2 protein-coding genes are annotated in these 540 nt (G+C 52.2%); both read right to left on the bottom strand.

Going from position 1 to position 540, the window contains the following annotated elements:
* A partial coding sequence (locus AB1N33_RS16660) for an IS3 family transposase (RefSeq protein ID WP_411272682.1) occupies positions 1 to 359 on the bottom strand: 359 nt, incomplete at its 3' end.
* A partial coding sequence (locus tag AB1N33_RS16655) for a transposase (RefSeq protein ID WP_411272681.1) occupies positions 343 to 540 on the bottom strand: 198 nt, incomplete at its 5' end. The genes AB1N33_RS16655 and AB1N33_RS16660, both read right to left, overlap by 17 nt.

Raw genomic sequence — 540 nt, 5'->3', positions numbered from 1 at the left:
TCTGGCCGCTCAACCTGCACGTTTTTGTATGCGTGCTTACCCGGCTGCTTGCTCATCAGCCCTTGTTCTTTCATCAGCCGGCCTACTTTGAACCGGCCCATGACGATGCCTTCATCGCGAAGCATATCAACAAGCGTTCGTGTGCCAGCAGACTGACGACTCTTATCGAACAGACGCTTCACTCTGGCTCGCAGAATACGCCGTTTAGCGCCAATCAGCCGGTGGCGCTTTCGTCGCTCGTAATAGCTACTGACACCAACACCTAACGCTGAACAGACCAATTCTGTTGATTCATGCACCCTCAACCGGTCTATCAGCGCGTGGATTTCAGGTCGTCGGACATTAAGAGTCTGCTTCACAGCGAGCAATAGCCTTTTTTAATATGGCCTTTTCTCGCTCCAGCCTATTCACGCGAGCTTCAAGTTCCTGAATACGTTGCTGTTCTGGTGTCAGGGCTTTTGATTTTGGTGTGCTGCCGCCGCGCTCAGACTCAAGCTGCTGAACCCATTTGCGCAGGGTATTTTCATGAACGTCTACCGC

The organism is Alteromonas nitratireducens (genome assembly GCF_040812025.1).
Classification (GTDB): Bacteria; Pseudomonadota; Gammaproteobacteria; order Enterobacterales; family Alteromonadaceae; genus Alteromonas; species Alteromonas nitratireducens.
Note: the sequence above shows the minus strand (reverse complement) of the source record. Positions and strands in the feature narration are given on the sequence as shown.